Annotated in this window: 22 protein-coding genes; 21 read left to right on the forward strand and 1 reads right to left on the reverse strand. The window is 55.0% G+C overall.

The window, feature by feature from the left end; all coding sequences use genetic code 11:
• The first annotated feature begins 189 nt into the window (after positions 1 to 189).
• The 6 genes from FZ041_RS03350 to FZ041_RS03375 all read left to right on the forward strand — a co-directional run bounded on the left by FZ041_RS03350 (position 190) and on the right by FZ041_RS03375 (position 7,434).
• Positions 190 to 1,179, forward strand: coding sequence for a bifunctional heptose 7-phosphate kinase/heptose 1-phosphate adenyltransferase (locus tag FZ041_RS03350; RefSeq protein ID WP_149188521.1), 990 nt, complete (start codon positions 190 to 192; stop codon positions 1,177 to 1,179).
• A 41-nt stretch (positions 1,180 to 1,220) separates the two neighbouring features.
• A complete protein-coding gene (locus FZ041_RS03355) occupies positions 1,221 to 4,136 on the forward strand; it encodes an insulinase family protein (RefSeq protein ID WP_149188522.1) in 2,916 nt (971 codons plus the stop codon).
• Positions 4,137 to 4,227: 91 nt separating this feature from the next.
• Complete coding sequence (gene dapA / locus FZ041_RS03360) at positions 4,228 to 5,115, forward strand: 4-hydroxy-tetrahydrodipicolinate synthase (protein WP_149188523.1); 888 nt, start codon at positions 4,228 to 4,230, stop codon at positions 5,113 to 5,115.
• Positions 5,116 to 5,176: 61 nt separating this feature from the next.
• The gene (gene sdaAB / locus FZ041_RS03365) at positions 5,177 to 5,839 is read left to right on the forward strand and encodes an L-serine ammonia-lyase, iron-sulfur-dependent subunit beta (protein ID WP_149188524.1); all 663 of its coding nucleotides are present in this window, start codon (positions 5,177 to 5,179) and stop codon (positions 5,837 to 5,839) included.
• Between the two features lie 34 nt (positions 5,840 to 5,873).
• The gene (sdaAA, locus tag FZ041_RS03370; protein WP_149188525.1) at positions 5,874 to 6,749 is read left to right on the forward strand and encodes an L-serine ammonia-lyase, iron-sulfur-dependent, subunit alpha; all 876 of its coding nucleotides are present in this window, start codon (positions 5,874 to 5,876) and stop codon (positions 6,747 to 6,749) included.
• 118 nt (positions 6,750 to 6,867) lie between these two features.
• Positions 6,868 to 7,434, forward strand: a complete 567-nt coding sequence (locus tag FZ041_RS03375; protein WP_149188526.1) for a coenzyme F(420) biosynthesis enzyme — start codon at positions 6,868 to 6,870, stop codon at positions 7,432 to 7,434.
• A 50-nt stretch (positions 7,435 to 7,484) separates the two neighbouring features.
• On the opposite strand, the gene FZ041_RS03380 is transcribed toward FZ041_RS03375, so the two are convergent.
• Positions 7,485 to 8,318 carry a transglycosylase domain-containing protein gene (locus FZ041_RS03380; protein WP_149188527.1) on the reverse strand — a complete coding sequence of 278 codons (834 nt, stop codon included), beginning with the start codon at positions 8,316 to 8,318 and terminating at the stop codon, positions 7,485 to 7,487.
• Between the two features lie 204 nt (positions 8,319 to 8,522).
• Here FZ041_RS03380 and argC point away from each other — a divergent pair, with 204 nt between their 5' ends.
• From argC to clpX, 15 genes are all read left to right on the forward strand, one after another.
• Positions 8,523 to 9,557, forward strand: coding sequence for an N-acetyl-gamma-glutamyl-phosphate reductase (argC, locus tag FZ041_RS03385; RefSeq protein ID WP_149188528.1), 1,035 nt, complete (start codon positions 8,523 to 8,525; stop codon positions 9,555 to 9,557).
• A gap of 21 nt (positions 9,558 to 9,578) precedes the next feature.
• A complete protein-coding gene (gene argJ, locus FZ041_RS03390) occupies positions 9,579 to 10,790 on the forward strand; it encodes a bifunctional glutamate N-acetyltransferase/amino-acid acetyltransferase ArgJ (RefSeq protein ID WP_149188529.1) in 1,212 nt (403 codons plus the stop codon).
• 21 nt (positions 10,791 to 10,811) lie between these two features.
• On the forward strand, positions 10,812 to 11,696 hold the full coding sequence (argB, locus tag FZ041_RS03395; protein ID WP_075441721.1) for an acetylglutamate kinase: 885 nt from the start codon (positions 10,812 to 10,814) through the stop codon (positions 11,694 to 11,696).
• Positions 11,697 to 11,722: 26 nt separating this feature from the next.
• Positions 11,723 to 12,928 carry an acetylornithine transaminase gene (locus tag FZ041_RS03400; RefSeq protein WP_149188530.1) on the forward strand — a complete coding sequence of 402 codons (1,206 nt, stop codon included), beginning with the start codon at positions 11,723 to 11,725 and terminating at the stop codon, positions 12,926 to 12,928.
• Positions 12,929 to 13,038: 110 nt separating this feature from the next.
• Complete coding sequence (gene argF, locus FZ041_RS03405; RefSeq protein ID WP_149188531.1) at positions 13,039 to 13,968, forward strand: ornithine carbamoyltransferase; 930 nt, start codon at positions 13,039 to 13,041, stop codon at positions 13,966 to 13,968.
• Positions 13,969 to 14,005: 37 nt separating this feature from the next.
• Positions 14,006 to 15,223 (forward strand): argininosuccinate synthase, encoded by a 1,218-nt coding sequence (locus FZ041_RS03410; protein ID WP_149188532.1) that lies wholly within the window; start codon positions 14,006 to 14,008, stop codon positions 15,221 to 15,223.
• Positions 15,220 to 16,647: an argininosuccinate lyase gene (argH, locus tag FZ041_RS03415; RefSeq protein WP_149188533.1), complete on the forward strand. Its 1,428-nt coding sequence runs from the start codon at positions 15,220 to 15,222 to the stop codon at positions 16,645 to 16,647. The genes FZ041_RS03410 and argH overlap by 4 nt, the downstream gene beginning before the upstream one ends.
• Positions 16,648 to 16,762: 115 nt before the next feature.
• Positions 16,763 to 17,581: an HAD family hydrolase gene (locus FZ041_RS03420; protein ID WP_149188534.1), complete on the forward strand. Its 819-nt coding sequence runs from the start codon at positions 16,763 to 16,765 to the stop codon at positions 17,579 to 17,581.
• Positions 17,582 to 17,591: 10 nt separating this feature from the next.
• On the forward strand, positions 17,592 to 18,599 hold the full coding sequence (locus FZ041_RS03425; RefSeq protein ID WP_149188535.1) for a ComEC/Rec2 family competence protein: 1,008 nt from the start codon (positions 17,592 to 17,594) through the stop codon (positions 18,597 to 18,599).
• On the forward strand, positions 18,596 to 18,796 hold the full coding sequence (locus tag FZ041_RS03430) for a DUF3006 domain-containing protein (RefSeq protein ID WP_075441735.1): 201 nt from the start codon (positions 18,596 to 18,598) through the stop codon (positions 18,794 to 18,796). The genes FZ041_RS03425 and FZ041_RS03430 overlap by 4 nt, the downstream gene beginning before the upstream one ends.
• Before the next feature lie 29 nt (positions 18,797 to 18,825).
• On the forward strand, positions 18,826 to 19,893 hold the full coding sequence (locus FZ041_RS03435; protein WP_149188536.1) for an N-acetylmuramoyl-L-alanine amidase family protein: 1,068 nt from the start codon (positions 18,826 to 18,828) through the stop codon (positions 19,891 to 19,893).
• Positions 19,894 to 19,914: 21 nt separating this feature from the next.
• Positions 19,915 to 20,508 (forward strand): GerMN domain-containing protein, encoded by a 594-nt coding sequence (locus tag FZ041_RS03440; protein WP_149188594.1) that lies wholly within the window; start codon positions 19,915 to 19,917, stop codon positions 20,506 to 20,508.
• Positions 20,509 to 20,666: 158 nt separating this feature from the next.
• The gene (gene tig / locus FZ041_RS03445) at positions 20,667 to 21,956 is read left to right on the forward strand and encodes a trigger factor (RefSeq protein WP_075441739.1); all 1,290 of its coding nucleotides are present in this window, start codon (positions 20,667 to 20,669) and stop codon (positions 21,954 to 21,956) included.
• A 27-nt stretch (positions 21,957 to 21,983) separates the two neighbouring features.
• The gene (gene clpP / locus FZ041_RS03450) at positions 21,984 to 22,595 is read left to right on the forward strand and encodes an ATP-dependent Clp endopeptidase proteolytic subunit ClpP (RefSeq protein ID WP_075441741.1); all 612 of its coding nucleotides are present in this window, start codon (positions 21,984 to 21,986) and stop codon (positions 22,593 to 22,595) included.
• A gap of 11 nt (positions 22,596 to 22,606) precedes the next feature.
• Entirely contained in the window at positions 22,607 to 23,872 is a 1,266-nt protein-coding gene (gene clpX, locus FZ041_RS03455; protein WP_075441743.1) for an ATP-dependent Clp protease ATP-binding subunit ClpX, read from the forward strand.
• Positions 23,873 to 23,940: the final 68 nt, after the last annotated feature.

The following is a 23,940-nucleotide window of genomic DNA, read 5'->3' on the forward strand; positions in this document are numbered from 1 at the left end:
TCTCTGCAATATACAGAGAAGTATCGTATGAGAATATATGTTCCTCACACATATATTCTATCACATTTAGAACGTAAATTCTATAGAATCAGATGTATACATAAAAGCTGGGATGGAAGTATACTGGCAGGATTTTGTCTTGGCGGCGCGAATACTTTAAGCATAAATATGATGTGGGGAGGATGCGTTATGGATAATCAGCGGTTATGCCAATTCTTGGAGGAGAAGACGTCGGCTTGCAAGGTGTTGGTAGTTGGCGATATCATGCTGGACAAGTATTACTATGGTGAGGTGACGCGTATCTCAGGGGAGGCGCCGGTGCCGATCACGCGGGTACATTCGTCGGATGAGAAGCTCGGTGGCGGGGCCAATATTGCTTATAACTTGTCGGTGCTTGGCTGTCAGACGGGGCTGTCGGGGTTCGTCGGCGATGATGCGCATTGTGTGAGCATGGTCGAGAAGCTGGCGGATCATGGCATCGACAGCGCGGGGCTTATCCGCACGGATCGTCCGACGACGACGAAGGTGCGTATCATGAGCGGCAACCAGCAGATGTTCCGCCTGGATTTTGAGCAGGTTGGCGCGGTGGCTGAGGTGTATGCGGAGGCGTTCCAGCAGTACATCGGCGGCAGGCTCAATGAGAGCCTTGACTGCGTGGTCATTTCCGATCATGACAATGGTGCCTGCACGGAGAAGTCGTGCGCAAAAATCATCGAGCTTTGTCATAATCATGGCGTGCCGGTCGTGGTCGACATGAGCGGGCATAACTGGGTAAATTATGCGCATGCGGACTATGTGGTGGCGAATATGAAACGCGTGAATCAGGTGCTGCTGCAGCCCGTGGAAAATGAAGATGCGGCGATTGAGAAGGCGGCCCATTATCTGATGCGCAAGTACCGCGTGCGCAATGTCATCGTGACGCGGTCGGAGAAGGGCTTGTCGCTGGTGGGAAATGATGTGGTCAAGCATATTCCGACAAAGGCGCAGGAACTATTCGATGTACTCGGTGCTACCGATACGATTGCGGCAGTGTTCGCGCTGGCCCTGGCTGGCGGGCTGAATCCCCGCGAGGGCGCGTATCTGGCAAATCTGGCAGCCAGCAGGGTTGTTGCCCGTGTAGGTACGTACGCTGTGACGCGTGAGGAATTGCAGGGGTTACTACGTGCGGGGGCGATGTGATATAATAGTAGAGATTGACCGATAGATAAGGGGGAGATTTGTTGACCAAGAGCGATTTGATCCATGGTTTCAAGGTAATACGCAAGAACGAACTTCAGGAGACGGACTCTACGGCCTGGATTTTCGAGCATGAAAAGACGGGGGCGCGGGTCTTTTTCCTGCAGAATGACGATGATAATAAGGTTTTTTCGATTTCGTTCCGCACGCCGCCGGTAGATGATACAGGTGTTGCGCATATCGTTGAGCATTCGACGCTTTGCGGCAGCCGCAAGTATCCGCTCAAGGAGCCGTTTGTCGAGCTCGTCAAGGGCTCGCTCAATACGTTCCTCAATGCGATGACGTATCCGGATAAGACGATGTATCCGGTGGCTAGCCGCAACGACAAGGATTTCCAGAATCTTATGGATGTCTATCTCGATGCGGTATTCTATCCGAATATGCGCGAGAATCCGCAGATCCTCATGCAGGAGGGCTGGCATTACGAGATCGAGACGCCGGAGGAGCCACTGAAATACAGTGGCGTTGTCTACAATGAGATGAAGGGCGCGCTGTCGGCTCCCGATGATCTGCTCGAGAGCCGCATCATGACGTCACTTTATCCCGATACGACGTATGGCTATGAGTCGGGCGGCGATCCGGAGGCTATCCCGCAGCTGACACAGGAAATGTTCGTGGAGTTCCATAGCAAGTATTATCATCCGTCGAACAGCTACATTTATCTCTATGGCGATTTGGATATCGAGGAAAAGCTTGCTTATCTTGATGCGGAGTATCTGAGCCATTTTGACCGCATCGAGGTGGCATCGCAGATTGACCGTCAGCCATCCTTTGCAGCGCTCAAGCGTGTGGCGAAGGAGTATCCGGTCAGCAAGGATGACGAGACGGCAGAGAAGTCCTTCCTGTCCCTCAACTGGGTGGTCGGTGAGAGCCTGGACGTTGTGGACATGATGGGGCTCGAGATCCTGGAGCATGCGCTGTTGCGCACGCCGGCAGCTCCGCTGCGCAAGGCGCTGATCGATGCCCGGATTGGCAAGGATGTCGACTCGAATTTCGAGGAGGACATGCTGCAGCCGTTCTTCAGCATCATTGTGAGCAATTCGGAGATTGACCGCGCCGATACCTTCTATGAGCTGGTCATGGCGACGCTCAAGAAGCTGGCCGCTGAGGGTCTTGACCGTACGCTTATGGAAGCGTCGCTGAACCTCTTGGAGTTCCGTCTACGTGAGTCGGATTTCGGCTCGGCACCGAAGGGGCTTGTCTATGGCATCCGTGCGATGAAGACCTGGCTCTATGATGGTGAGCCGGAGGATGTCCTGCGCTATGAGAAAATCCTGCAGGCGATGAAGGAAGGCCTCGATAACGGCTATTTCGAAGGGCTTATCCGCAAATACTTCCTGCAGAATAATCATGCGACGCTTTTGACGCTCGCACCGAGCCGGACGCTGGCTGCTGAGCGTGAGGCTCAGCTGGTACAGGAACTTGCGGCTAAGAAGGCCGCACTGAGCAAGCAGGAAATCGAGGATGTCATCGCGGCGACGAAGGCCCTCAAGGAGCGCCAGCAGAGCCCAGAGACTGAGGAAGCGCTGGCGACGATCCCGGTGCTGAAGCTCTCGGATATCCGCCGGGAGGCGTATGAGCTGCCGCTCAAGGAGCTTGACCTTGCAGGCACGAAGGTGCTGTTCAGTGATGTCGAGACGCATGGCATCGTGTATCTGACGTTGTTCTTCGATGCGCAGACGGTGCCGCAGGAGCAGTTGCCGTATGCGTTCCTGCTCAGCGAGATCATCGGCAGCGTTGATACGAGTGCGCATAGCTATGCGGAGCTGGCGAATCTCAAGAATTTGCATACAGGCGGCATCACTTATGATGTTGTGACGTATACGAAGAATGGTGAGCCGGATTCCTGTGCGCCGAAGTTCAAGATCAAGGCGAAGGTGCTCAAGGAAAAACTCCCGGAGCTGCTGCAGCTGCTGCAGGAAATCCTGACGCAGAGCCAGTTCACGGACAAGAAGCGTGTGCGTGAGCTGCTGGAGCAGGAGCAGGCAGCGATGGAGCTCAACCTGCAGCGCTCGGCGCATCAGGTCGTGGCATCGCGTCTGGCAGGCTATCTTTCGCCAGCTGGCCGCTATGCGGATGAGGGCGGGCTGCCCTTCTATCAGTTCGTGAAGGAGTTCCTGGCTGACTTCGATGCTGGCATGGAGAAGATGCAGGTTGTCTTTGCAGAGCTCCTGCCGAAACTCTTCAACAGCAATCGTTTGATCCTGTCGCTTACCGAGCGGGAGAGCGACTACAAGGCCTTTGCTGATGTGTTTGCGGCATTCCAGCAAGAGCTCTGCCATACAGACTTCCCGGCCCAGGCGTACCGTTGGGAGCTTGCTGCCCGCAATGAGGGTCTGACCTCGTCGAGCCGCGTCCAGTATGTCGGCCAGGGGGCGAATTTCCTGAAGCTTGGTTACTCCTTCACGGGCGTCATGCATGTGCTGGAGACGCTGCTGCGCTATGATTACTTCTGGACGAAGATCCGTGTGCAGGGCGGTGCCTATGGTGCCTTCACGAGCTTCAACCGCAATGGCATGATGTATTTCGGTTCGTATCGCGACCCGAATCTCACGGAGACCTTGGATGTCTTTGCGGGCACGGCTGACTATATCCGTAATTTCGAGGCTTCGGAGCGGGAGATGGACAAGTTCATCATCGGTACGATGAGCGGCATCGATACGCCGCTGACGCCGCAGATGAAGGGCAGTGCGGCGGCTACATGCTGGCTGCGCGGCATTACAAAGGCTGATCGCCAGAAGAGCCGCGAGCAGATCCTTGATGCGCGGCAGCAGGATGTCCGCAATCTTGCCGGCCTGGTCGAGGACTGCATGGCACAGAAGGTGCTTTGCGTATTCGGCGGCCAGCAGAAAATCGAGGAGAATCAGGCGGTGTTTGGCGAGGTGAGACCTGCACTCTAAACGTGGGCTTTGCGTTGACTTTCGCCACATATCATGTGATAATGTTAGGAAAAGATAAGCTATACAGGATAATGTTGTAGGGGGCTTTTTCATGAAAAAACCAATTTTCAGAGGCGCAGGCGTCGCTATCATCACGCCGTATACAGAGGATGGCATCAATTTCCCTGAGCTGGGACGTATCATTGAGGATCAGATCGCTGGTGGTACGGATGCCATCGTCATCACGGGCACGACGGGCGAGTCAGCTACGATGACCGATGCTGAGCATCGCGCGGCTATCAAGTTCGCGGTCGAGCAGGTCAAGGGCCGTATCCCGGTCATTGCCGGTACGGGCTCGAATGAGACGTCGTATGCAGTATCCTTGTCCAAGTACGCCGAGGAAGTTGGTGCTGATGCACTGCTGGTTGTGACGCCGTACTACAACAAATGCACGCAGAAAGGTCTCATCGCCCATTACAAGGCGATTGCCGAGGCTGTCAATATCCCTATTATCCTGTATGATGTACCGTCGCGCACGGGCGTTGGGATCACGACAGCTACGTATGTCGAGCTTGCGAAAGTGCCGAATATCGTAGCGGTCAAGGAGGCGAATGGCGATCTGTCGAAGATCCTGCGCCTCAAGGCTGCTGTTGGCGATGATCTTGTCATCTATTCGGGCAACGACGATCAGATCGTGCCCATCCTGTCGCTTGGCGGCCAGGGTGTCATCTCGGTGCTTTCGAATGTGGCACCGAAAGATACGCATGATATGTGCCAGGCTTATTTTGACGGTGATGTCAAGAAGGCGGCGGATCTGCAGATTGCTTATGCAGATCTTATCGATGCCTTGTTCTGCGAAGTCAATCCGATTCCGGTCAAGGTTGCTATGCGTAAACTCGGCTACGATGCCGGTCCGCTGCGCATGCCGCTCTGTGAGATGGAGCCGGAGCATGAGCGCCAGCTCGAAGCTGCGCTCCGCAATCATGGCCTGCTGAAGTAAGAATGACTAGTCAATGAAGCCTTCCCCTGCGGGGGAAGGCTTTATCTGTTGAGGTGGTAATATGCACGGAGTTTTTGATATTGTCGGGCCGGTGATGATCGGCCCCTCGAGTTCGCATACAGCAGGAGCGGTGCGGCTGGGACTTATGGCGCGTAAGATTTTGGGCGAGCCGGCGGTGCGGGCGGAAATCAATCTGCATGGCTCCTTTGCGCGCACGTATCGCGGCCATGGCACGGATAAGGCGCTGATTGCGGGCATCCTGGGCTTTGCCCCGGATGATGAACGCATCCGCGATGCACTGTCCCTGGCCGATGAACAGGGGCTGGCGTACAATTTCCAGCCGGTCAATCTCGAGGAGGCCCATCCCAATACGGCGGTCATTTATCTCGTGGGGATTACCGGCCGTGTGGCGCGTGTGCGCGGGGCTTCAGTCGGCGGTGGTAATATCATGATTACGAATATTGACGGTTATGCGGTGGAATTGACCGGTCAATATCCAGCACTCATCACGATTCATCGCGACCGGCCAGGCGTCATCACGCAGGTCACGCAGATTCTCTCGCGCTATGAGGTAAACATCGCGTTTATGCGCGTATCGCGGCAGAATCGTGGGGAGACGGCCATGATGATCATGGAACTTGACGATCAGCCTGCCGAAGAGGTAGTCGACGAGTGCCGTGAGGTTTACGAGGTCGAAAATGCTTTTGCGATTCCGGCTATTTGAGCAGTCTGTGGATAAGTAAGGATGGAATAGAACGATGATTAATTTCAATACGATGGGAGAGCTTATTGCGCTGGCGGAGGAAAAGGAGCTGCCAATCCATGAAATCGTGATTGCCCGGGAGATGCACGACAGCCAGCGCAGCCGTGAGGCAATCCTTACAGGCATGCAGCAGAATTGGGAAATCATGCAGGCATCGATCGAGCGTGGGATCGTCAATACGGAGCATTCGGTCAGCGGACTGACGGGCGGTGACTCCAAGCGGCTCTATGCGTATCGTGCGAAGGGATACATGGGAAAGCAGACGCTGGCGGCAGCCGCCTATGCAGTCGGCATCAGTGAGGTCAATGCAGTCATGGGGCGCATCGTTGCCTGCCCGACGGCAGGCTCGTGCGGCATTGTGCCGGCGGCACTCTATGCAGCACGCGAGGAGCGCGGCTTTTCCGATGAAGCGATTGTGCGGGCTCTGTTCACGGCGGCTGGCATCGGCATGGTGGTTGACCAGAATGCATCGATTGCAGGTGCTGAGGGCGGCTGCCAGGCCGAGTGCGGCACGGCGGCTGGCATGGCGGCTGGCGCTCTGGTAGAACTTGCCGGCGGGACGCCGGCGATGGTCGGCAATGCCTGTGCGCTGTCCATCAAGAACCTTTTGGGGCTGGTCTGCGATCCTGTAGCGGGGCTTGTCGAGGTGCCCTGTGTCAAGCGCAATGGCTTTGCCGTGGTAGAGGCGATGCTGGCAGCGGATATGACACTGGCTGGTGTGCAGTCATTCATCCCCGTCGATGAGGTCATCGAAGCGATGAACCGCATTGGCAAGGCCTTGCCGAAATCCTTGCGCGAGACGAGTGAGGGCGGGCTGGCTGTGACAGCTACGGCCAAGGCGGTGGAAAAGCGGATTTATCCCCAGGGCTAACATTCAGCATTCATTAAAGTTTCAGAAAATGACTGGCAGAATCGGCGCAAATAGTGTAGAATAGAGAAGAATGCGATAGGGATTCGCGAAATTTATTCAGTATGGAGGGAATTGATCCATGAGAAAAATTATTCAGATGCTGGTTATTGCTTGCATGGTAGTTTTCAGCACGCAGGTAGCTTTTGCTAATGCGGACAGAGAAACGATACAGGAAGGCGCAGATATTACGACGGTGAAGCGTATTGCTGTAGCGTCACCACTATATATGCCGGTTAAGGAAAAAGCGCCAGATAAGGCGATGCTGACGCAAATCGAATACGATGCCAGCAACGTGGCACGTATGTATGTTGTCTCCTATGATGAAGTCGCCAACAAAATCAAAGAAGCGGCAAATACGGACATAAAATCGCTCGATCGTCGTCAGGCTGCTAAGATTTACAAGGAAAACGTAGCAAAGTATGCAGATGCATATGTTGTATTGACGGTTGCGAACAATAGCCGTACGACGTTCTTCTTTGAGGTTTACAAAGCTGGTACGAATGAATTGCTCTATACCTATGAGATTCGCGCTAACCGTAGCGAGGACGATAATGTCGAGACGTTCACGAACCTTTGCCAGCAGTTCTACAAACATTTTGAGCGTGCAGCAACGGAGCAGCAGAAAACGAATAGCAAGAAAAAATAATCGGGATAAACTAAAAAAGAGAACCTTCTCAAGTGAGAGGGTTCTCTTTTTTAGTGGGCGAGATAGATTGGTTTGATCTTGGCGGACTCGGCTTCGTGTTCATCAAGGTAGCCGCTGCGCACCATGGCATCGATGACGATGAACTGGCGCTTCTTGGCCATCATGAAGTCGACGTAGGGCGAGTAGAGTGAAGGCGCGTTGGGCAGTCCTGCCAGCATGGCTGCCTCGGGAAGCTGCAGATCGGCAGGACGCTTGCCGAAGTAGCCGTCGGCTGCCGGGCCGATGCCGTAGAAGTTGGAGCCGTAATAGATGGTGTTGAGGTAAAGCTCGAGAATCTCATCCTTGCTGTAGTTGGCTTCGATGTCGAGGGCCAGCAGCAGTTCTTCGGCTTTGCGTCCGAAGGACTGCTCATGGGAGAGGAAGAGGTTCTTGACAAGCTGCTGGGTGATGGTGCTCGCACCCTCCTCAATCTGGCCGTATTGGAGGTTGACGAGGGTGGCGCGCATGATGCCCTGGGGATCAAAGCCGTGATGGCTGTAGAACCGGTTGTCCTCCACGGCGACGACCGCGTGCTGGAGCGATACAGGGATATCGCGCAGCTTCACATAGGTATCCGGATTGATGCGGCTGGCTACGGCACGCCGGATGAAGATGATGCGGCTCAGGCGGTCAACCGTGCCGATTGGCACCGGCTCGGTGGTCTGTTGGATAGCTGGCAGCTGGCTTTCGAGCTTCGGCAGGAAGTCCCCGAAATGCTGCCAGGTGCGCGGCGAGAACACGGAGGTGCCGCCGGCAAGGAAGAATGCCAGGAAAAAAATAAGGCACAGCAAAAAGATGAAACGGAAGATGCGGAAACGTATCTTCCGTTTTGTTGATTTTTTCATGTAATGCTCCTTTGTTGTAGATGCTCTATATTATAGCATGATTTTCGCTTTTTTCACGCTTCGCTGCATATTTTTCGAAAAACACTTGCAAAAATATGCATACAAGATGTATAATTATAAACATGCTTTACATAGTACACCTCGTAGCAGTAAACTATAAGAGGATTATCCATTCCAGAAGAACAAGTTGGAGGAGGAAAACGTATGAAAGTTAGTGTCCTGGGCGCTACAGGATATGCTGGCGCCGAGCTTTTACGCATTTTGTACAACCACCCCGAAGCAGAGGTCGTACACATCACCTCGGAAAGCCATACGGGAGAATGCATCAGCGATCTTTACCCGCATTTGCGAGGGCTTTACGATATGAAGCTGGAGAGCATGAAGGAGATCGGGCGAATCGGTGCGGACAGCGATTTCGTATTTATCGGTCTGCCGCATGGCCATGCAATGGAAGTGGGCAGGGCACTGGCTGGCATGCCTGTACGCATCATCGATCTCGGCGCGGATTACCGTTTTACGGATACCTCGGTGTATGAGGCCTGGTATCATGTCCCGCATACGCATCCCGAGGCGGAGCGGGTCTATGGCTTGGCTGAGCTGTACCGTGAGAAGATCCGCGAGGCTAAGATCATCGGCAATGCAGGCTGCTTCACGACGGCGAGCATCCTGGCGCTGGCACCGCTTGCCAAGCAGCATCTGATTGACGTCAATACGATTATCATCGATGCCAAGTCCGGCGTATCGGGCGCGGGGCGCTCGGCCAAGCAGCCGAACCACTTCCCGGAGCTCTACGATAATTTCCGGGCCTATAACGTAGCCAAGCATCGTCATACGCCGGAAATCGAGCAAGCCATCACAGATCTGTCGGGCGAGCAGACGGTGCTGAATTTCACGCCGCATCTCGTGCCGATGTCGCGTGGTATCCTGTCGACCTGTTATGCGACGCTCAAGGATGGTGTGCAGCCCGAGCTTATCGATGCAGCCTTCGAAAAACTTTATGGCAAGGAATATTTCATCCGCCTGTTGGGCCGCGGCGCTTATCCGGCAACGAAGGATGTGCGCGGGTCGAATTTCTGTGATATTGCCTGGCATATCGATGAACGCACGCAGCGCGTAATCGTGCTTTCGGTCATCGATAACCTCGTCAAAGGGGCGGCGGGACAGGCTGTGCAGAATTTCAATATCGCCTGTGGATTTGAGGAAAAACTGGGACTCGACAATGTGCCGATGTACCCCTGATGGATAGAAAGGAATTTGGTTATGATCAACGAACAGAATGCAAAAGCGGGCGTGACGTTCCCGCAGGGATTCAAGGCTGCCGGTGTCAAGGCGGGCATCAAGAAGAGCGGCAATCTTGACGTAGCGGTTATCTATACGGAGAAGGAAGCAGCGGTTGCGGGGACATTCACGCAGAATGCTGTAGCAGCAGCACCGGTATTTGCTTCAAAGGCGGTCGTCAAGACGGGCACGGCGCACGCCATCACGGCTAACGCTGGCTGTGCTAATGCCTGCACGGGGGAGCAGGGCGAAAAGGATGCACAGGCTATGCAGCAGATCACGGCTGAGGCGCTGGGCTGCAAGCCCAGTGATGTCATTGTCGCTTCGACAGGCGTCATCGGCGTCAATCTGCCGATGGATAAGATGGAAAAGGGCATCAAGCAGGCAGTGGCAGAGCTTGATGAAAATGGCAGCGAGAAGGCTGGCAACGCCATCATCACGACGGATACGTATTCGAAGACCTGCACGGCAGAGGTCGCGCTGGGCGGCAAGCAGGTCCGTCTGGGGGCTATTGCCAAAGGCTCGGGCATGATCCAGCCGAATATGGCGACGATGCTCTGCTTCATCACGACGGATGCTGCCATCGAGAGCTCGCTGCTGCAGAAGGCGCTCTCGGAGGTTGTCGAGGTATCGTTCAATATGATTTCGATTGACGGTGACATGAGCACGAACGACATGGCTATCGTTCTGGCTAATGGTGCGGCTGGCAATGAAACGATCACGACGGAAGGCGAGGACTATGAAGCGTTCAAGGCTGCGCTGCAGGAGATGTGCCAGGGGCTGGCCAAGCGCATTGCTGCCGATGGCGAGGGTGCGACGAAGTTCCTGACGGTCAATGTCAAGGGTACGAAGTCGTTTGCCGATGCCAAGACGATTGCCATGAGCGTAGCCAAGAGCCCGCTGGTGAAGACGGCGTTCTTTGGCGAGGACCCGAATTGGGGCCGCGTCATCTGTGCAGTCGGCTATGCCGGCGTGCCGATGGACCCCCAGAAGACCGTCGTGAAATTCGGTGATATTCCGGTGTATGCCAATGGCGTCGGTGCAGAATTCGATGAAGAGGCATTGCGCAAGGTCATGGCGGAGCACGATATTGTCATCGATATCGATATGGGCGCTGGCGAGGAAGAGGCTACGGTCTGGACTTGTGATTTCTCCTATGAGTATGTGAAGATCAACGGCGAATACCACACCTGATGGCGCAGGGGGAGGCAGAGTATGTTCACACCAGAAAACAAAGCGGCCATCCTCGTTGAGGCGCTGCCCTACATCCAGGAATTCTACGGCAAGACCATCGTCATCAAGTATGGCGGCAACGCGATGATCAACGATGACCTCAAGGAAAAGGTCATGCAGGATATCGCGCTGATGAAATACGTCGGCATCCGTCCGGTCATCGTCCATGGCGGCGGCCCGGAGATCACGGGCTTCCTCAAGAAAGTCGGCAAGCAGTCCTCCTTTGTGGCCGGGCTGCGCGTGACCGATGAGGAGACCGTCGAGATTGCCGAGATGGTGCTCGATGGCAAGGTGAACTCGGAAATCGTCAATCTCCTGAATCGCCGCGGCGTGCGGGCTGTAGGTCTCAGCGGCAAGGATGCGGGCCTCATCGCGGCGCGCAAGAAACTCGCAACGGTTTATGAGGGGGATGAATCGAAGCAGGTGGATATCGGCTATGTCGGTGAGGTCGACAAGGTCGATACGGCCATTGTCGAGGATTTGCTCGATCAGGGCTATGTGCCGGTCATTGCGCCAATCGGTGTTGGCAGCGATGGCGAAAGCTACAACATCAATGCCGATTATGTGGCAGCAGAGCTGGCGGGGGCTCTCGAAGCAGAGAAGCTGCTGCTGCTCACCGATATCGAGGGCATTTATAAGGATTTCAACGATAAGAGCACGTTTATTTCGACGCTGCATCTGCCGGAGGCCCGTCAGTATATCCGCGAGGGCATCATCGCTGGCGGCATGATCCCGAAGGTCGAGGCTTGCCTCAAGGCGCTGGAGCAGGGGGCGGGCAAGACGCATATCATCGATGGGCGTCTCGACCATTCCATCATCCTGGAGATCTTCACCTCACAGGGTATTGGTACGCAGGTGGTCCGGTAAGCGTGTTTGGATATAAGGAGTAGTTTATGAAACAGACGGATCAGGAAATATTTGCGACGGACAAGGCCAGCTATGTGCCGGTATTCAATCGCTATAAGATCGTTCTCGACCATGGCGAAGGCGTCTATGTCTGGGACAACAATGGCAGGAAGTACATCGACTTTCTCGGCGGTATCGCGGTCAATGTGCTGGGGCATGCGTATAAGCCGCTCGTTGACGCAGTGGCGGAGCAGGCGGGCAAGCTGATCCACTGCTCGAATCTTTATTATACGCAGGCCCAGGCTGATGCTGCGGCCAAGCTCGTGAAGCTCAGCGGGCTGGGCAAGGCATTCTTCGGCAACTCGGGGGCTGAGGCCAACGAGGGTGCCATCAAGATCGCGCGCAAATATGCTCATGCGATCGATCCCGAGAAGTCGCAGATCATCACGGCTTGGAACAGCTTCCATGGCCGTACGCTGGCGACGCTCACGGCTACGGGCCAGCCGCATTATCAGGAAGGCGTCGGCCCGCTGCCGGCTGGCTTCGATTATGTGCACTACAACGACATCGAGGAACTCGAGTCGCTGATGAGTGACAAGACGGCTGCCGTCATGCTGGAGACGATCCAGGGCGAGGGCGGTGTCTATACGCCGGAGAATGACTATCTCAAGAAGGTGCGGGCGCTCTGCGACAAGCATCATGCCCTGTTGATCTTCGATGAGATCCAGGCGGGCATCGGCCGCTCGGGCAAGTTCTTTGCTTATGAGAAGTATGGCGTCAAGCCGGATATCGTGACCCTGGCCAAGGGGCTGGCTGGCGGCGTGCCAATCGGCGCCTTTATTGTGACCGATGAGGTTGCGGCCGCCTTCAAGCCGGGAGATCATGGCACGACGTTTGGCGGCAACCCGCTGGCTTGCGCAGCTGCCAATGTCGTGCTCGATACAGTCCCGCAGGCGGAGTTCCTGCATAATGTTGAAACGGTGGGCTTGTATTTCAAGGATAAACTTGCAGCATTGAAGGATAAATATCCAACGCTCATCAAGGAGGTCCGCGGCACGGGCCTCATCCTGGGGGCAGAGCTCACGAGCGCTGAGCATGGCCGCGATATTGTCAATGACTGCTTGGAAAAGGGCGCCATCATCAATTGCACGGTCGGCAAGGTGCTGCGCTTCATCCCGCCGCTCATCATCACGCAGGAGCAGGTGGATGAGGTCGTGGCTGTCCTCGATGAGGTTTTAAGAAAATATGCATGATTCTTGCATATGTATACAAAATAATTCCGAAATTCTCTTCACAAGTGAAAACTAAAGTGCTATAATATGCAATAGTGACGGACATGATTTACAGTAATGGAGGTTGTTTGATGCTGAAGGGGAAAGATATGTTATCTATCCACGACTTGTCGGTGGATGAAGTGCAGGAGATCCTGGCACTGGCCAAGGAACTCAAAGCCAAGCAGAAAGCTGGCATCGAGCATCACCTGCTCAAGGGCAAGACGCTCGGGATGATTTTCGAGAAGTCGTCGACGCGGACCCGCGTGTCCTTTGAGACGGGCATGTATCAGCTCGGCGGACAGGCATTGTTCCTTTCGAACCGTGACCTGCAGCTCGGCCGCGGCGAACCGATCAAGGATACGGCGCGCGTGCTGTCCCGCTATCTCGATGGCATCATGATCCGGACCTTTGGTCATGACCGTGCCGAAGAGCTGGCCAAGTGGGCAGATGTTCCGGTCATCAACGCACTGACGGACCTTTTGCATCCCTGCCAGGTGCTTACGGATTTGCTAACGATCCAGGAGCTCAAAGGCAAGAACCTCAAGGGACTCAAGATGGCCTATGTCGGTGATGGCAACAATATGACGAACTCGTATATGTATGGCTGCGCCAAGACTGGCATGACGTTCGTCGCTGCGACGCCGGCGGATTACCGTCCTGATGAGACGGTGACGAAGCAGGCCATCGAGGATGCCAAACTGACGGGGGCGTCGATCACGCTCGTCACGGATCCGAAAGAGGCCGTGAAGGATGCAGATATCGTCGTCACCGATACCTGGGCCAGCATGGGCCAGGAGGATGAGCACGATGCCCGCAAGAAGATCTTTGCACCGTATCAGGTCAACAAGGAGCTGCTGGCTGGCGCCGACAAACGTGTCATCGTCATGCATTGCCTGCCGGCCTACCGAGGTGAGGAAATCACCGAAGAGGTGCTTGAGGCTAATGCCGATGTCATCTTCGATGAGGCGGAGAACCGCCTGCATACCCAGAAAGCTATTATGGCACTCACCATGTGCTGATTGATATTTGAAGGTTGAGGAAAAGAGGTAATTTTCTATGGCAAAGAAACAGATCAAGAAAGTCGTACTCGCTTATTCCGGTGGTCTTGATACCTCCGTCATCATTCCCTGGCTCAAAGAAAACTATGATGGCTGCGAAGTCATCGCTGCCTGCGCCGATGTCGGCCAGGGCGATGAGCTCGATGTCGTCCACGATAAAGCCCTGCAGTCTGGTGCTTCCAAGGTCTACATCGCAGACCTCAAGGAAGAGTTCCTGAAAGAATATGTATGGCCGACGCTCAAGGCCGGTGCTGTCTATGAGGATAAATACCTGCTCGGTACGTCCTTTGCACGTCCGATCATCGCGAAGAAACTCGTCGAGATCGCTAAGCAGGAAGGCGCGGATGCTATCGCTCATGGTGCTACGGGCAAGGGCAATGACCAGGTCCGCTTCGAGCTGACGGTGAAGGCACTGGCTCCGAACATCACGCTGATCGCTCCGTGGCGTGAGTGGGATCTGGATTCCCGCAGCGCTGAGATTGAGTATGCCAAGAAACATGGCATCCCCATCGCAACGGAGAACAAGACCTACTCCATGGACCGCAACATCTGGCATCTTTCCCATGAAGGCTCTGACCTCGAGGATCCGGCTAACGAGCCGAAGAACAGCATGTTCCTGATCTCCAAGGCGCCGGAAGATGCACCGGATAAGCCGGAATACGTGACAATCGATTTCGAGAAGGGCGAGCCGGTGGCCGTGAATGGCAAGAAGATGGGCGCTGTCGAGCTCCTGACGGAGCTCAACGAGATCGGTGCGCGCAATGGTGTCGGCATTGTCGATATCTGCGAGAACCGCCTGGTCGGCATGAAGTCCCGTGGCGTTTACGAGAATCCGGGCGGATCGCTGCTCTACTATGCACATCGTGAGCTCGAGTATCTCTGCCTTGACCGCGCAACGTACCATTACAAGCAGACGGTCGGCGTACGCTATGCAGAGCTCGTCTATGATGGCATGTGGTTCTGCCAGCTGCGCGAGGCTCTCGATGCTTTCGTCAACAGCACGCAGCAGACGGTCACGGGCTCTGTCAAGCTCAAACTCTACAAGGGCAACATCATCTCTGCAGGCAGCACGAGCCCGTATTCGCTTTACAGCCAGGAATTCGTGACGTTTGAACATGATGATGTCTACAACCAGGCAGATGGCACGGGCTTCATCAACCTGTTCGGCCTGCCGCTCAAGGTTCGCGCCCTGATGCAGGAGAAGACGAATAAATGAGTGAGGCAATGTGGGGCGGCCGGTTCACAAAGACCACCGATGAGATGATCAATGAGTTCCAGGCCTCCATAAGCTTTGACAAGAGGATGTACCACGAGGATGTCGCGGGCTCCATCGCCCATGCGACGATGCTGGCCAAATGCGGTATCATCTCGGCAGAGGATAAGGATAAGATCATCGCCGGGCTCAAGGATGTCCTCAAGCAGATTGAAGATGGCAAGTTCGACTTTTCGGTGGACCTCGAAGATATCCATATGAATATCGAGAAGCGTCTGACCGATGCTATCGGCGAAGCTGGCGGACGCCTGCATACGGCGCGCAGCCGCAACGACCAGGTGGCGCTCGATACGCACATGTATGTGCGCCGTCAGGTCGTGGAGGTGCAGAAGGAAATCCAGAACCTCCAGCAGGCGCTGGTGGAGACGGCTGAGAAGTATGGCGATGCCATCATGCCGGGCTACACGCACCTGCAGCGTGCGCAGCCCATCCTGTTTGCCCATCATCTGCTGGCATATTTCGGGATGCTCTCGCGCGATTTCGCACGGTTCGAGGGTGTCTACAAGCGGGCTGACATCATGCCGCTGGGGGCGGGAGCCCTGGCGGGCACGACGTTCCCGATTGACCGCGAGTTTGTCGCCAAGCAGCTGAACTTCGAGAATATCTATACGAACAGTCTCGACGCCGTGAGCGATCGCGACTATATCCTCGAATTCCTCAGCGCGGCTTCGATCCTGATGGTGCATCTGTCGCGACTTTCAGAGGAGACGATCCTCTGGTGCAGCCGCGAGTTCTCCTTTGTGGAGCTGGACGATGCGCACTGCACGGGCTCGTCGATGATGCCGCAGAAGAAGAACCCCGATGTGTCCGAGCTTGTCCGCGGCAAGAGCGGCCGTGTCATCGGCCATCTGATGGCGATGCTGACGACGGTCAAGGGCCTGCCGCTGGCCTATAACAAGGATTTGCAGGAAGACAAGGAAGGCATCTTCGATGCCATTGATACGGTCAAGTTCAGCCTGGCTGTCTACGCGCAGCTGATCCGCGGCATGAAGGTGCGCAAGGATGTCATGATGAAGGCGGTGACGGAGGACTTCTCCAACGCGACCGACCTGGCTGACTATCTCGTCAAGAAGGGCATGCCATTCCGCAAGGCACATGCCGTGTCGGGCACGGCGGTGCATGACTGCATCGCTAAGGGCAAGTATCTCGAGGATATGACCATCGAGGAGTTCAAGGCGCTCTCGCCGCTTTTCGGCGATGATATCAAGGAGGCTATCAGCCCTGAGACCTGCGTCAAGAACCGCAACTCGCTGGGAGGCACTTCCTATGGACAGGTTGAGCTCCAGCTCAAAGCTGCCAAGGAGCTCTTGGCAGCGGAGCAGAAACTCTGCCTGTCTGCTGAGGCCAAGCAGGTGCATGTAGATTAAAAAACAGGCAACAGGCGTCTGGAAGCCTGAAAGTGCTTGAATGAGACTCTGATTTTTAGTAGTATAGAGGTGGATATACTTCTATGTTTACTAGAGATTGGAGTCTTTTTTTTTCATGACGGATAAGAGAAAGGCAATTTTCTTTGACATCGATGGCACGCTCATCAACATCCATCGCCAGCAGACGCATATCAGCGCGCCGGTGAAGGATGCCATCCGCGCGCTGCGCAAGGCTGGCCATCATACGTTCATCGCTTCGGGACGGCCCTATGCCTATCTGAGCGAAGAGATGCGCGACCCGGATCTGTTTGATGGGCATGTGCTGATGAATGGCGCTATCGTGCTGGTCGAAGGCCAGGTCATCTTCCGGCAGGATTTGCCGCTGGCGACGGTGCAGAAGATGATTGCAGCAGCCGAGCAGAATCAGGTGGAATACATCCTTGAGAGTCATCCTGCGGTCTATCTGAAGGAGGAGTACAAGGCGCTGGAGAAGGTATACACTTCTATCGATATCCGCTTGGATCATTTTGTGCGTGAGTATGACCCGTCACTGGCGGGAATGCAGATCGGCAAGATCGAGTTCCTGTCGGAGACGCCGCACGCGGGAGGCTTGTTCCATGAGTTGCTGGCCTGGCCGGGGCTTACAGGCCTCATCGATCCGACGCTGCTCAAATATATGGAGATATACTCGGCGGATGTCTCGAAGGCGACAGGCATCGAACGAGCGCTGGAGCATCTTGGGATTCCTGCAGCTGATAGCTGTGCGTTCGGCGATGGGCTCAACGATCTGGAGATGATGGATGCGGTCGGTACCAGCCTGGTCATGGGCAATGCCGGCAATGAGCTCAAGGCCAAGGCTGACTTTGTCCTGCCATCCGTAGATGAGGATGGCGTGGCCGAGGGGATTTACCGTCATATCTTGCAGGTGATTTGAGGTGACAGACATGCGAAAGAAAATAGGGATAATACTGGGGCTGGTCATGCTGACAGCCGCGGTGCTGGCTGGCTGCGGCGCTGCGCCGGGCGGCAGCTCCGCAGCCAGCAGCACGGCGGCTGCCGTGGAGAGTTCCCAGGCGGCCAAGCTGACCATAAAGATGCTCAATGTCGGGCAGGGGGATGCTATCCTCGTGCAGACGGCCGAGCAGACGGTGCTTGTCGATACGAGTGATGTCGATGAGCGCGACAAGCTGAAGCGCGAGCTTGACAAGGCTGGCGTCAAGAGGATCGACAAGGTGATCCTGACGCATCCGCATGCTGACCATATCGGTGGCATGGCGTTATTGCTCAAGGAATATGAAGTCGGTGAGGTCTACGACAACGGCATGCCGTCGACGTCCAAGATCTACATCGGCTATATGAAAGAACTTAAAGCCAAGGGCATCAAGCGCCATGCACTCAAGGATGGCGATGTGCTGGATCTTGGCAACGGGGTGTCGTTTAAGGCGCTGTATCCTTCGGCTGAATTGGCGAAAGAAGGTGCAACGCCGGGGTATAAACACGATCCGAACAATGAATCGGTAGTCGGTAAACTGACCTGCGGCGCATTTTCGATGCTGCTGACGGGGGATGCGGAAAAAGATGCCGAGGAGAAGCTGCTGGCAGCACATTCGGCAGATCTGCGCAGCACCATCCTGAAGTCTGGCCATCATGGCAGTGCTACGGCATCGTCGGTGCATTTCCTCAAGGCCGTATGGCCGGAGACGGTGCTGATTTCCTGCGGTCAGGGCAACGACTATGGACATCCGCATCCGGACATCCTGGCACGCTATCTGGCTGAGCCGAAGTTTACGGACCGCCGCGATGGCAAGACGAAGAAGACGAAGATCGTCAAGAATGACAAAGGTGAGGTCTTCAAGGCCAAGGTCTATGAGACCGATAAGAATGGCACGATAACGGTGACGACCGATGGCAATAGCTATGAGGTGACGGCAGAACAGGGGGCGGCACAATGATAAGCGCATATATCGACCGGATAGAGGGCGATCTGGCTGTCCTGCTGCTCGGTGATGACATGAAGAAGGTAAACTTTCCTGTGAGCTGCCTGCCCGAACAGGTAGGGGAAGGCGACTATCTGAAGCTGGAGCTTTCCTATGATAAGGAAGCGACAGAACAGGCTGAACAGGAAGCATTGGATCTGCTCAAAGAGTAAGAGGCTGGGGAAACTAAGGAGGAACCTTGATGAATACGCTATTCCGCTGGGCAAGTTGGGCGGGAATCGTCCTGCTGGCTGTCATGATGCTGCTGCCGGGGGCGGCGGAAGCTGCACGTCCGGTGCAGGACCATGAGCTGAACTATTTCCAGACTTCGGAGACGACCGTTGATGGCCGCAAGGCCCTGCGCATTGAGATTGGCATGGATCGTGACAAGCTCGAGTACAAGGTCTCGACAAGACCGTATCTGACAAAGCAGCTGGTCATTGATATGGAAAATACGATGCCGGGTGAGCTGCGCAAGACAATCAAAATGAAAAGCAGTCTGGCCAGCCGTGTCCGCATTGCGGAATTGCAGCGCAATCATACGCAGGTACGCATCGATTTCACAAGTGATGTACAGGCGGAAAATTATAAGGTTTATACGCTGGATCGCGACCGCAAGGCCAAGAAGCCGTACCGGCTGGTCATCGATATCCTGGAGCCCGAAGGGGAACCTGCCGCAGGCAGTGTCGGTGGCGTGAAGGGACATACGGTGGTCATCGATGCAGGGCACGGCGGCAGTGACAGCGGTGCCGTGGGCCCGACGGGGGTGGCTGAGAAGACAGTCACGCTGGCGGTAGCTAAGAAGGTGCAGGCGATCCTGCAGAACTCCGGTGCCCGCGTGGTCATGACCCGCACGAAGGATGTGGATGTCTATGGGCCTAACAGTACAGCGGCCCAGGAACTCCAAGCGCGCTGCAATGTAGCCAATTTCGATCCTTCGGCAGAGATCTTTGTGTCGATCCACTGCAATTCCTTCTCGAATCCTTCGGCTAATGGCATGGAGACGTATCATTACGCTGGTTCACGGCAGGGCAAGCGGCTGGCAGCACTGCTCAATGAGGAACTCGATAAGGAGATGGGGCTGTTCAACCGCGGCGTGAAGACGGCGAACTTCTATGTCATCAAGCATACGAATATGCCGTCGTCACTTATCGAGCTGGCCTTCATTTCGAACTATCGTGAGGAACGGCTGCTGAGCTCAGGCAGCCAGCAGCAGAAGCTGGCGATGGCTGTGGCCCGGGCGATATCCCGCTATTTCCGCAGCGTTTGATATATGAAGAGGTGATAGATGATGAAAAGAATGAAATACATCCTGCTGGCGATGATGACGCTGGCTTTGCTGGTGACGGCTGGCTGCGACCCGAACAACGAGAAGGGGACGGTGAACGGCTCTTCGGCGTCTGTTTCTGGCAATGGGGCAGTATCGGCTGGCAGTGCGGCTGTCTCCTCGGCCGATAAGAAAGAGGCGGCGAAGGAACTGGACATCAAGGTCTACTATCCGGATGACCAGGGACTGAAGCTCGTTGCCGTTAAGCGCACCATCAAAACCGATGCTGCGGGCAAATATGCAGCGGCGATGAAATCCCTGCTGACCGGTACGAAGCAAAAGGGACAGACCACGATCATCCCGAAGCAGGCGAAGGTCAAGAGCGTCAAGGTCAAGGGTGATACGGCCTATGTTGACTTCAACCAGGATCTTGTCAAGCACTTCACGGGCGGCTCGACGGGAGAAGAGATGCTGGTCGGCTCTGTGGTCAACACGCTGACGGAATTCCCGGAAATCAAAAAGGTACAGATCCTGATTGAGGGAAACAAGGTGGAGACGCTCGGCGGTCATGTGGATCTTACGATGCCGATTGAGCGTATGAGCAGCTTGGTGAAGTGATTTTTGACTTTTTGACAAATATTTAATGCTGTGCGCAGAAATTCTTGTGTTTCTGCGCACTTTATGTTATTATGACAAGAGTATGACATAGTAGATGGTAAAATAGTTTTATTGTGTCGTCACTTAGAAACAGATATTACAGGAGGTCATTTCAGACAATGAAGGTTACGGTTGAGAATGGTGAAAACCAGCAGGTTACTCTGACGATTGAAGTTGAAGCAGCAGAGGTTTCCAAGGCGGTTGAGCGTGCAGCTAAGCGTCTGGCTAACCGTGTAAATATCCCGGGCTTCCGTAAGGGCAAAGCTCCGCGCAAGATTGTTGAGCGTCACGTTGGTATGGATGCTCTGATGCAGGAAGCTTTCGATCTCGTAGCTCCGAAAGCTTTCGATGAGGCTCTGACTGAGCAGAAGATCGAGCCGGTAACGCGCCCGAACATCGATATCGTTACGCTTGAGGACGGCAAGGATCTCGTATTCAAGGCTACGGTTACGCCGCGTCCGGAAGTCAAGCTCGGCGAATACAAAGGCCTCAAAGTAGAGAAGGCTGCTGTTGAGATCAAAGACGAAGACGTTGAGAAACAGCTCAAGAACTTCCAGGATCGTCAGGGCAAGATGGTTGATGCTCCGGAAGGTGCTGCTGTTGCTGATGGCGACTTCACGACGCTCGATTTCGAGGGCTTTGTCGATGGTGAGGCTTTCGAGGGCGGCAAGGGCACGGACTACCCGCTGCAGATCGGTTCCGGCAGCTTCATCCCGGGCTTCGAGGAGCAGCTGATCGGCGCTAAGATCGGCGAGGAGAAGGAAGTAAACGTCAAGTTCCCGGAAGAGTACCATGCAAAAGAGCTGGCTGGCAAAGACGCTACGTTCAAATGCACGGTCCGCAGCATCAAGCAGAAAGAGCTGCCGGCTATCGATGACGAGCTCGCTAAGAAAGTCAGCACCTTCGAGACCCTCGATGAGCTCAAGGCTGACATCCGCAAGAACCTGCAGGAGAACGCTGAGCGCAAGGCTGAGAATGACCAGAAGAGCGCTGCAATCGAGCAGGCTACGAACAACACGACGGTTGACATCCCGGCTGTCATGATCGACAACCGCGTAACGTCCATGATCCAGGAAATGGCTATGCGCCTCGAGCAGCAGGGCATGAAGCTCGAGCAGTACCTGCAGTATGCTGGCACGGACATCGCCAAGATCCGTGAGGATTACCGTGAGACGGCTGAGAAGAACGTCAAGACGGATCTCATGCTGGAAGAAGTTGCCAAAGCTGAGGATATCAAGGTTGAAGCTAAGGATCTGGATGCAGAAGTTGCTGCTATGGCAGCTGCTTATGGCGCTACGCCGCAGCAGGTTCAGAAAATCATCAAGGAGCAGGGTCGTATCGGCGATCTGGCTGCATCCGTACTCCGCAAGAAGACGGCACAGTTCATCATCGATAGCATTGCTGAGTAAGCAGACCCTGATAATGGGGGTATATCTATGAGTTATGTACCAATGGTAGTAGAGCAGTCGAATCGGGGCGAGCGCGCGTATGATATTTATTCGCGCCTGCTCAAAGACCGCATCATTTTCCTGGGCGGTCCGATTGACGACAATGTAGCCAATGTAGTCGTGGCACAGCTCCTGTTCCTCGAGTCTGAGGATCCGGACAAGGATATCTACCTCTACATCAATAGCCCGGGCGGTGTTGTTACTGCCGGTCTGGCTATCTACGATACCATGCAGTATATCAAACCGGACGTGTCGACCATCTGCATTGGTCAGGCAGCCAGCATGGGCTCGCTGCTGCTGACGGCAGGTGCCAAGGGCAAGCGTTTTGCCCTGCCGAATTCGCGCATCATGATCCACCAGCCGCTGGGCGGTGCTCAGGGTCAGTCTACGGACATCCAGATCCAGGCCCGTGAGATCCAGCGTATCCGTGATGTCATCAACGATATCATCGTCAATGCCACGGGCAAGACGCTGGAAGAGGTCAACAACGATACGGAGCGCGATAACTTTATGACGGCTGAGGAGGCTAAGGCCTACGGCCTCGTTGATGAAGTGATTACCCGTCCGAAAAAAAGCAAGAAAACGGAATCTAAGGACTAAGGGGTGATGGAATGTTGAAGTTTGGGGATGAAAAAGGACAGCTCAAGTGCTCGTTCTGCGGCAAGACGCAGGAACAGGTGCGCAAGCTGGTTGCTGGTCCTGGTGTCTATATCTGCGATGAATGCATCGAGCTCTGCAATGAGATTATCGAGGAAGAGTTCAGCGAAGATGTAGAGGTAGAACTCAAGGACGTCCCAAAACCGAAGGACATCCGTGCTACCCTGGATCAGTATGTAATCGGTCAGGACGAAGCCAAGAAGAGCTTGGCGGTTGCTGTCTATAACCATTACAAACGCGTCAACATGGGGACCGTGAAAGGTGAGGATGTGGAGCTGCAGAAGTCGAACATCCTCATGCTGGGTCCGACGGGCAGCGGCAAGACGCTGCTGGCCCAGACCCTGGCCCGTATCCTGAATGTGCCGTTTGCCATCGCTGATGCCACGTCACTGACGGAGGCCGGCTATGTCGGCGAGGATGTCGAGAACATCCTCCTGAAGCTCATTCAGGCTGCGGACTATGATGTGGAGAAGGCTGAGCGCGGTATCATCTACATCGATGAGATCGATAAGATTGCCCGCAAGTCGGAGAATCCGTCGATCACGCGTGACGTGTCGGGCGAGGGTGTCCAGCAGGCACTGCTGAAGATTCTCGAGGGCACGACGGCTTCGGTACCACCCCAGGGCGGCCGCAAGCATCCGCATCAGGAACTCATCCAGATCGATACGACGAATATCCTGTTCATCTGCGGTGGTGCTTTCGATGGCATCGAGAAGGTCATCGAGGGCCGTCTGGGCCAGAAGCAGATGGGCTTCGGCGCCGATATCAAGTCCAAACGCAAGCGCTCCGTGGGCGATACCCTGCGCAAGCTGCTGCCGGAGGATCTCTTGAAGCACGGCCTGATCCCGGAGTTCATCGGCCGTCTGCCGGTCGTGGTGACGCTGGATTCGCTCGATGAAGAGGCGATGATCAGCATCCTGACCCAGCCGAAGAATGCACTGGTCAAACAGTACCAGAAGCTGTTGGATATGGATGGCGTCAAGCTGGAGTTTGATGATGATGCCCTGCGTCAGATTGCCAAGGAAGCGCTTAAGCGCAAGACTGGCGCGCGCGGCCTGCGTTCTATCATCGAGGCAATCATGCGCAATGTCATGTATGATGTGCCGTCGATCCCGGGCGTAACGGCCTGCCGGGTGACCAAGGACACCGTCAATACCAAAAAAGATCCTGTCCTGACCATCGATAAGAAGGCAAAGGACAGTGAAGAAGAGACTGCCTGACGGCAGCCGGAATAAAATGAGGCGCTGCCGCGGCAGCGCCTTGTTCTTATCTAAAAAGAAAAGGAGGG

The organism is Pseudoselenomonas caprae (assembly GCF_008271345.1).
Lineage (GTDB): Bacteria > Bacillota > Negativicutes > Selenomonadales > Selenomonadaceae > Selenomonas_A > Selenomonas_A caprae.

Excerpts from the sequence above, each read along its gene's own strand:
- FZ041_RS03350 (WP_149188521.1), top strand. The coding sequence starts at position 190 with ATGGATAATCAGCGGTTATGCCAATTCTTGGAGGAGAAGACGTCGGCT.
- dapA (WP_149188523.1), top strand. The coding sequence starts at position 4,228 with ATGAAAAAACCAATTTTCAGAGGCGCAGGCGTCGCTATCATCACGCCG.
- sdaAB (WP_149188524.1), top strand. The coding sequence starts at position 5,177 with ATGCACGGAGTTTTTGATATTGTCGGGCCGGTGATGATCGGCCCCTCG.
- sdaAA (WP_149188525.1), top strand. The coding sequence starts at position 5,874 with ATGATTAATTTCAATACGATGGGAGAGCTTATTGCGCTGGCGGAGGAA.
- FZ041_RS03375 (WP_149188526.1), top strand. The coding sequence starts at position 6,868 with ATGAGAAAAATTATTCAGATGCTGGTTATTGCTTGCATGGTAGTTTTC.
- FZ041_RS03380 (WP_149188527.1), bottom strand. The coding sequence starts at position 8,318 with ATGAAAAAATCAACAAAACGGAAGATACGTTTCCGCATCTTCCGTTTC.
- argC (WP_149188528.1), top strand. The coding sequence starts at position 8,523 with ATGAAAGTTAGTGTCCTGGGCGCTACAGGATATGCTGGCGCCGAGCTT.
- argJ (WP_149188529.1), top strand. The coding sequence starts at position 9,579 with ATGATCAACGAACAGAATGCAAAAGCGGGCGTGACGTTCCCGCAGGGA.
- argB (WP_075441721.1), top strand. The coding sequence starts at position 10,812 with ATGTTCACACCAGAAAACAAAGCGGCCATCCTCGTTGAGGCGCTGCCC.
- FZ041_RS03400 (WP_149188530.1), top strand. The coding sequence starts at position 11,723 with ATGAAACAGACGGATCAGGAAATATTTGCGACGGACAAGGCCAGCTAT.
- argF (WP_149188531.1), top strand. The coding sequence starts at position 13,039 with ATGCTGAAGGGGAAAGATATGTTATCTATCCACGACTTGTCGGTGGAT.
- FZ041_RS03410 (WP_149188532.1), top strand. The coding sequence starts at position 14,006 with ATGGCAAAGAAACAGATCAAGAAAGTCGTACTCGCTTATTCCGGTGGT.
- argH (WP_149188533.1), top strand. The coding sequence starts at position 15,220 with ATGAGTGAGGCAATGTGGGGCGGCCGGTTCACAAAGACCACCGATGAG.
- FZ041_RS03420 (WP_149188534.1), top strand. The coding sequence starts at position 16,763 with ATGACGGATAAGAGAAAGGCAATTTTCTTTGACATCGATGGCACGCTC.
- FZ041_RS03425 (WP_149188535.1), top strand. The coding sequence starts at position 17,592 with ATGCGAAAGAAAATAGGGATAATACTGGGGCTGGTCATGCTGACAGCC.
- FZ041_RS03430 (WP_075441735.1), top strand. The coding sequence starts at position 18,596 with ATGATAAGCGCATATATCGACCGGATAGAGGGCGATCTGGCTGTCCTG.
- FZ041_RS03435 (WP_149188536.1), top strand. The coding sequence starts at position 18,826 with ATGAATACGCTATTCCGCTGGGCAAGTTGGGCGGGAATCGTCCTGCTG.
- FZ041_RS03440 (WP_149188594.1), top strand. The coding sequence starts at position 19,915 with ATGAAAAGAATGAAATACATCCTGCTGGCGATGATGACGCTGGCTTTG.
- tig (WP_075441739.1), top strand. The coding sequence starts at position 20,667 with ATGAAGGTTACGGTTGAGAATGGTGAAAACCAGCAGGTTACTCTGACG.
- clpP (WP_075441741.1), top strand. The coding sequence starts at position 21,984 with ATGAGTTATGTACCAATGGTAGTAGAGCAGTCGAATCGGGGCGAGCGC.
- clpX (WP_075441743.1), top strand. The coding sequence starts at position 22,607 with ATGTTGAAGTTTGGGGATGAAAAAGGACAGCTCAAGTGCTCGTTCTGC.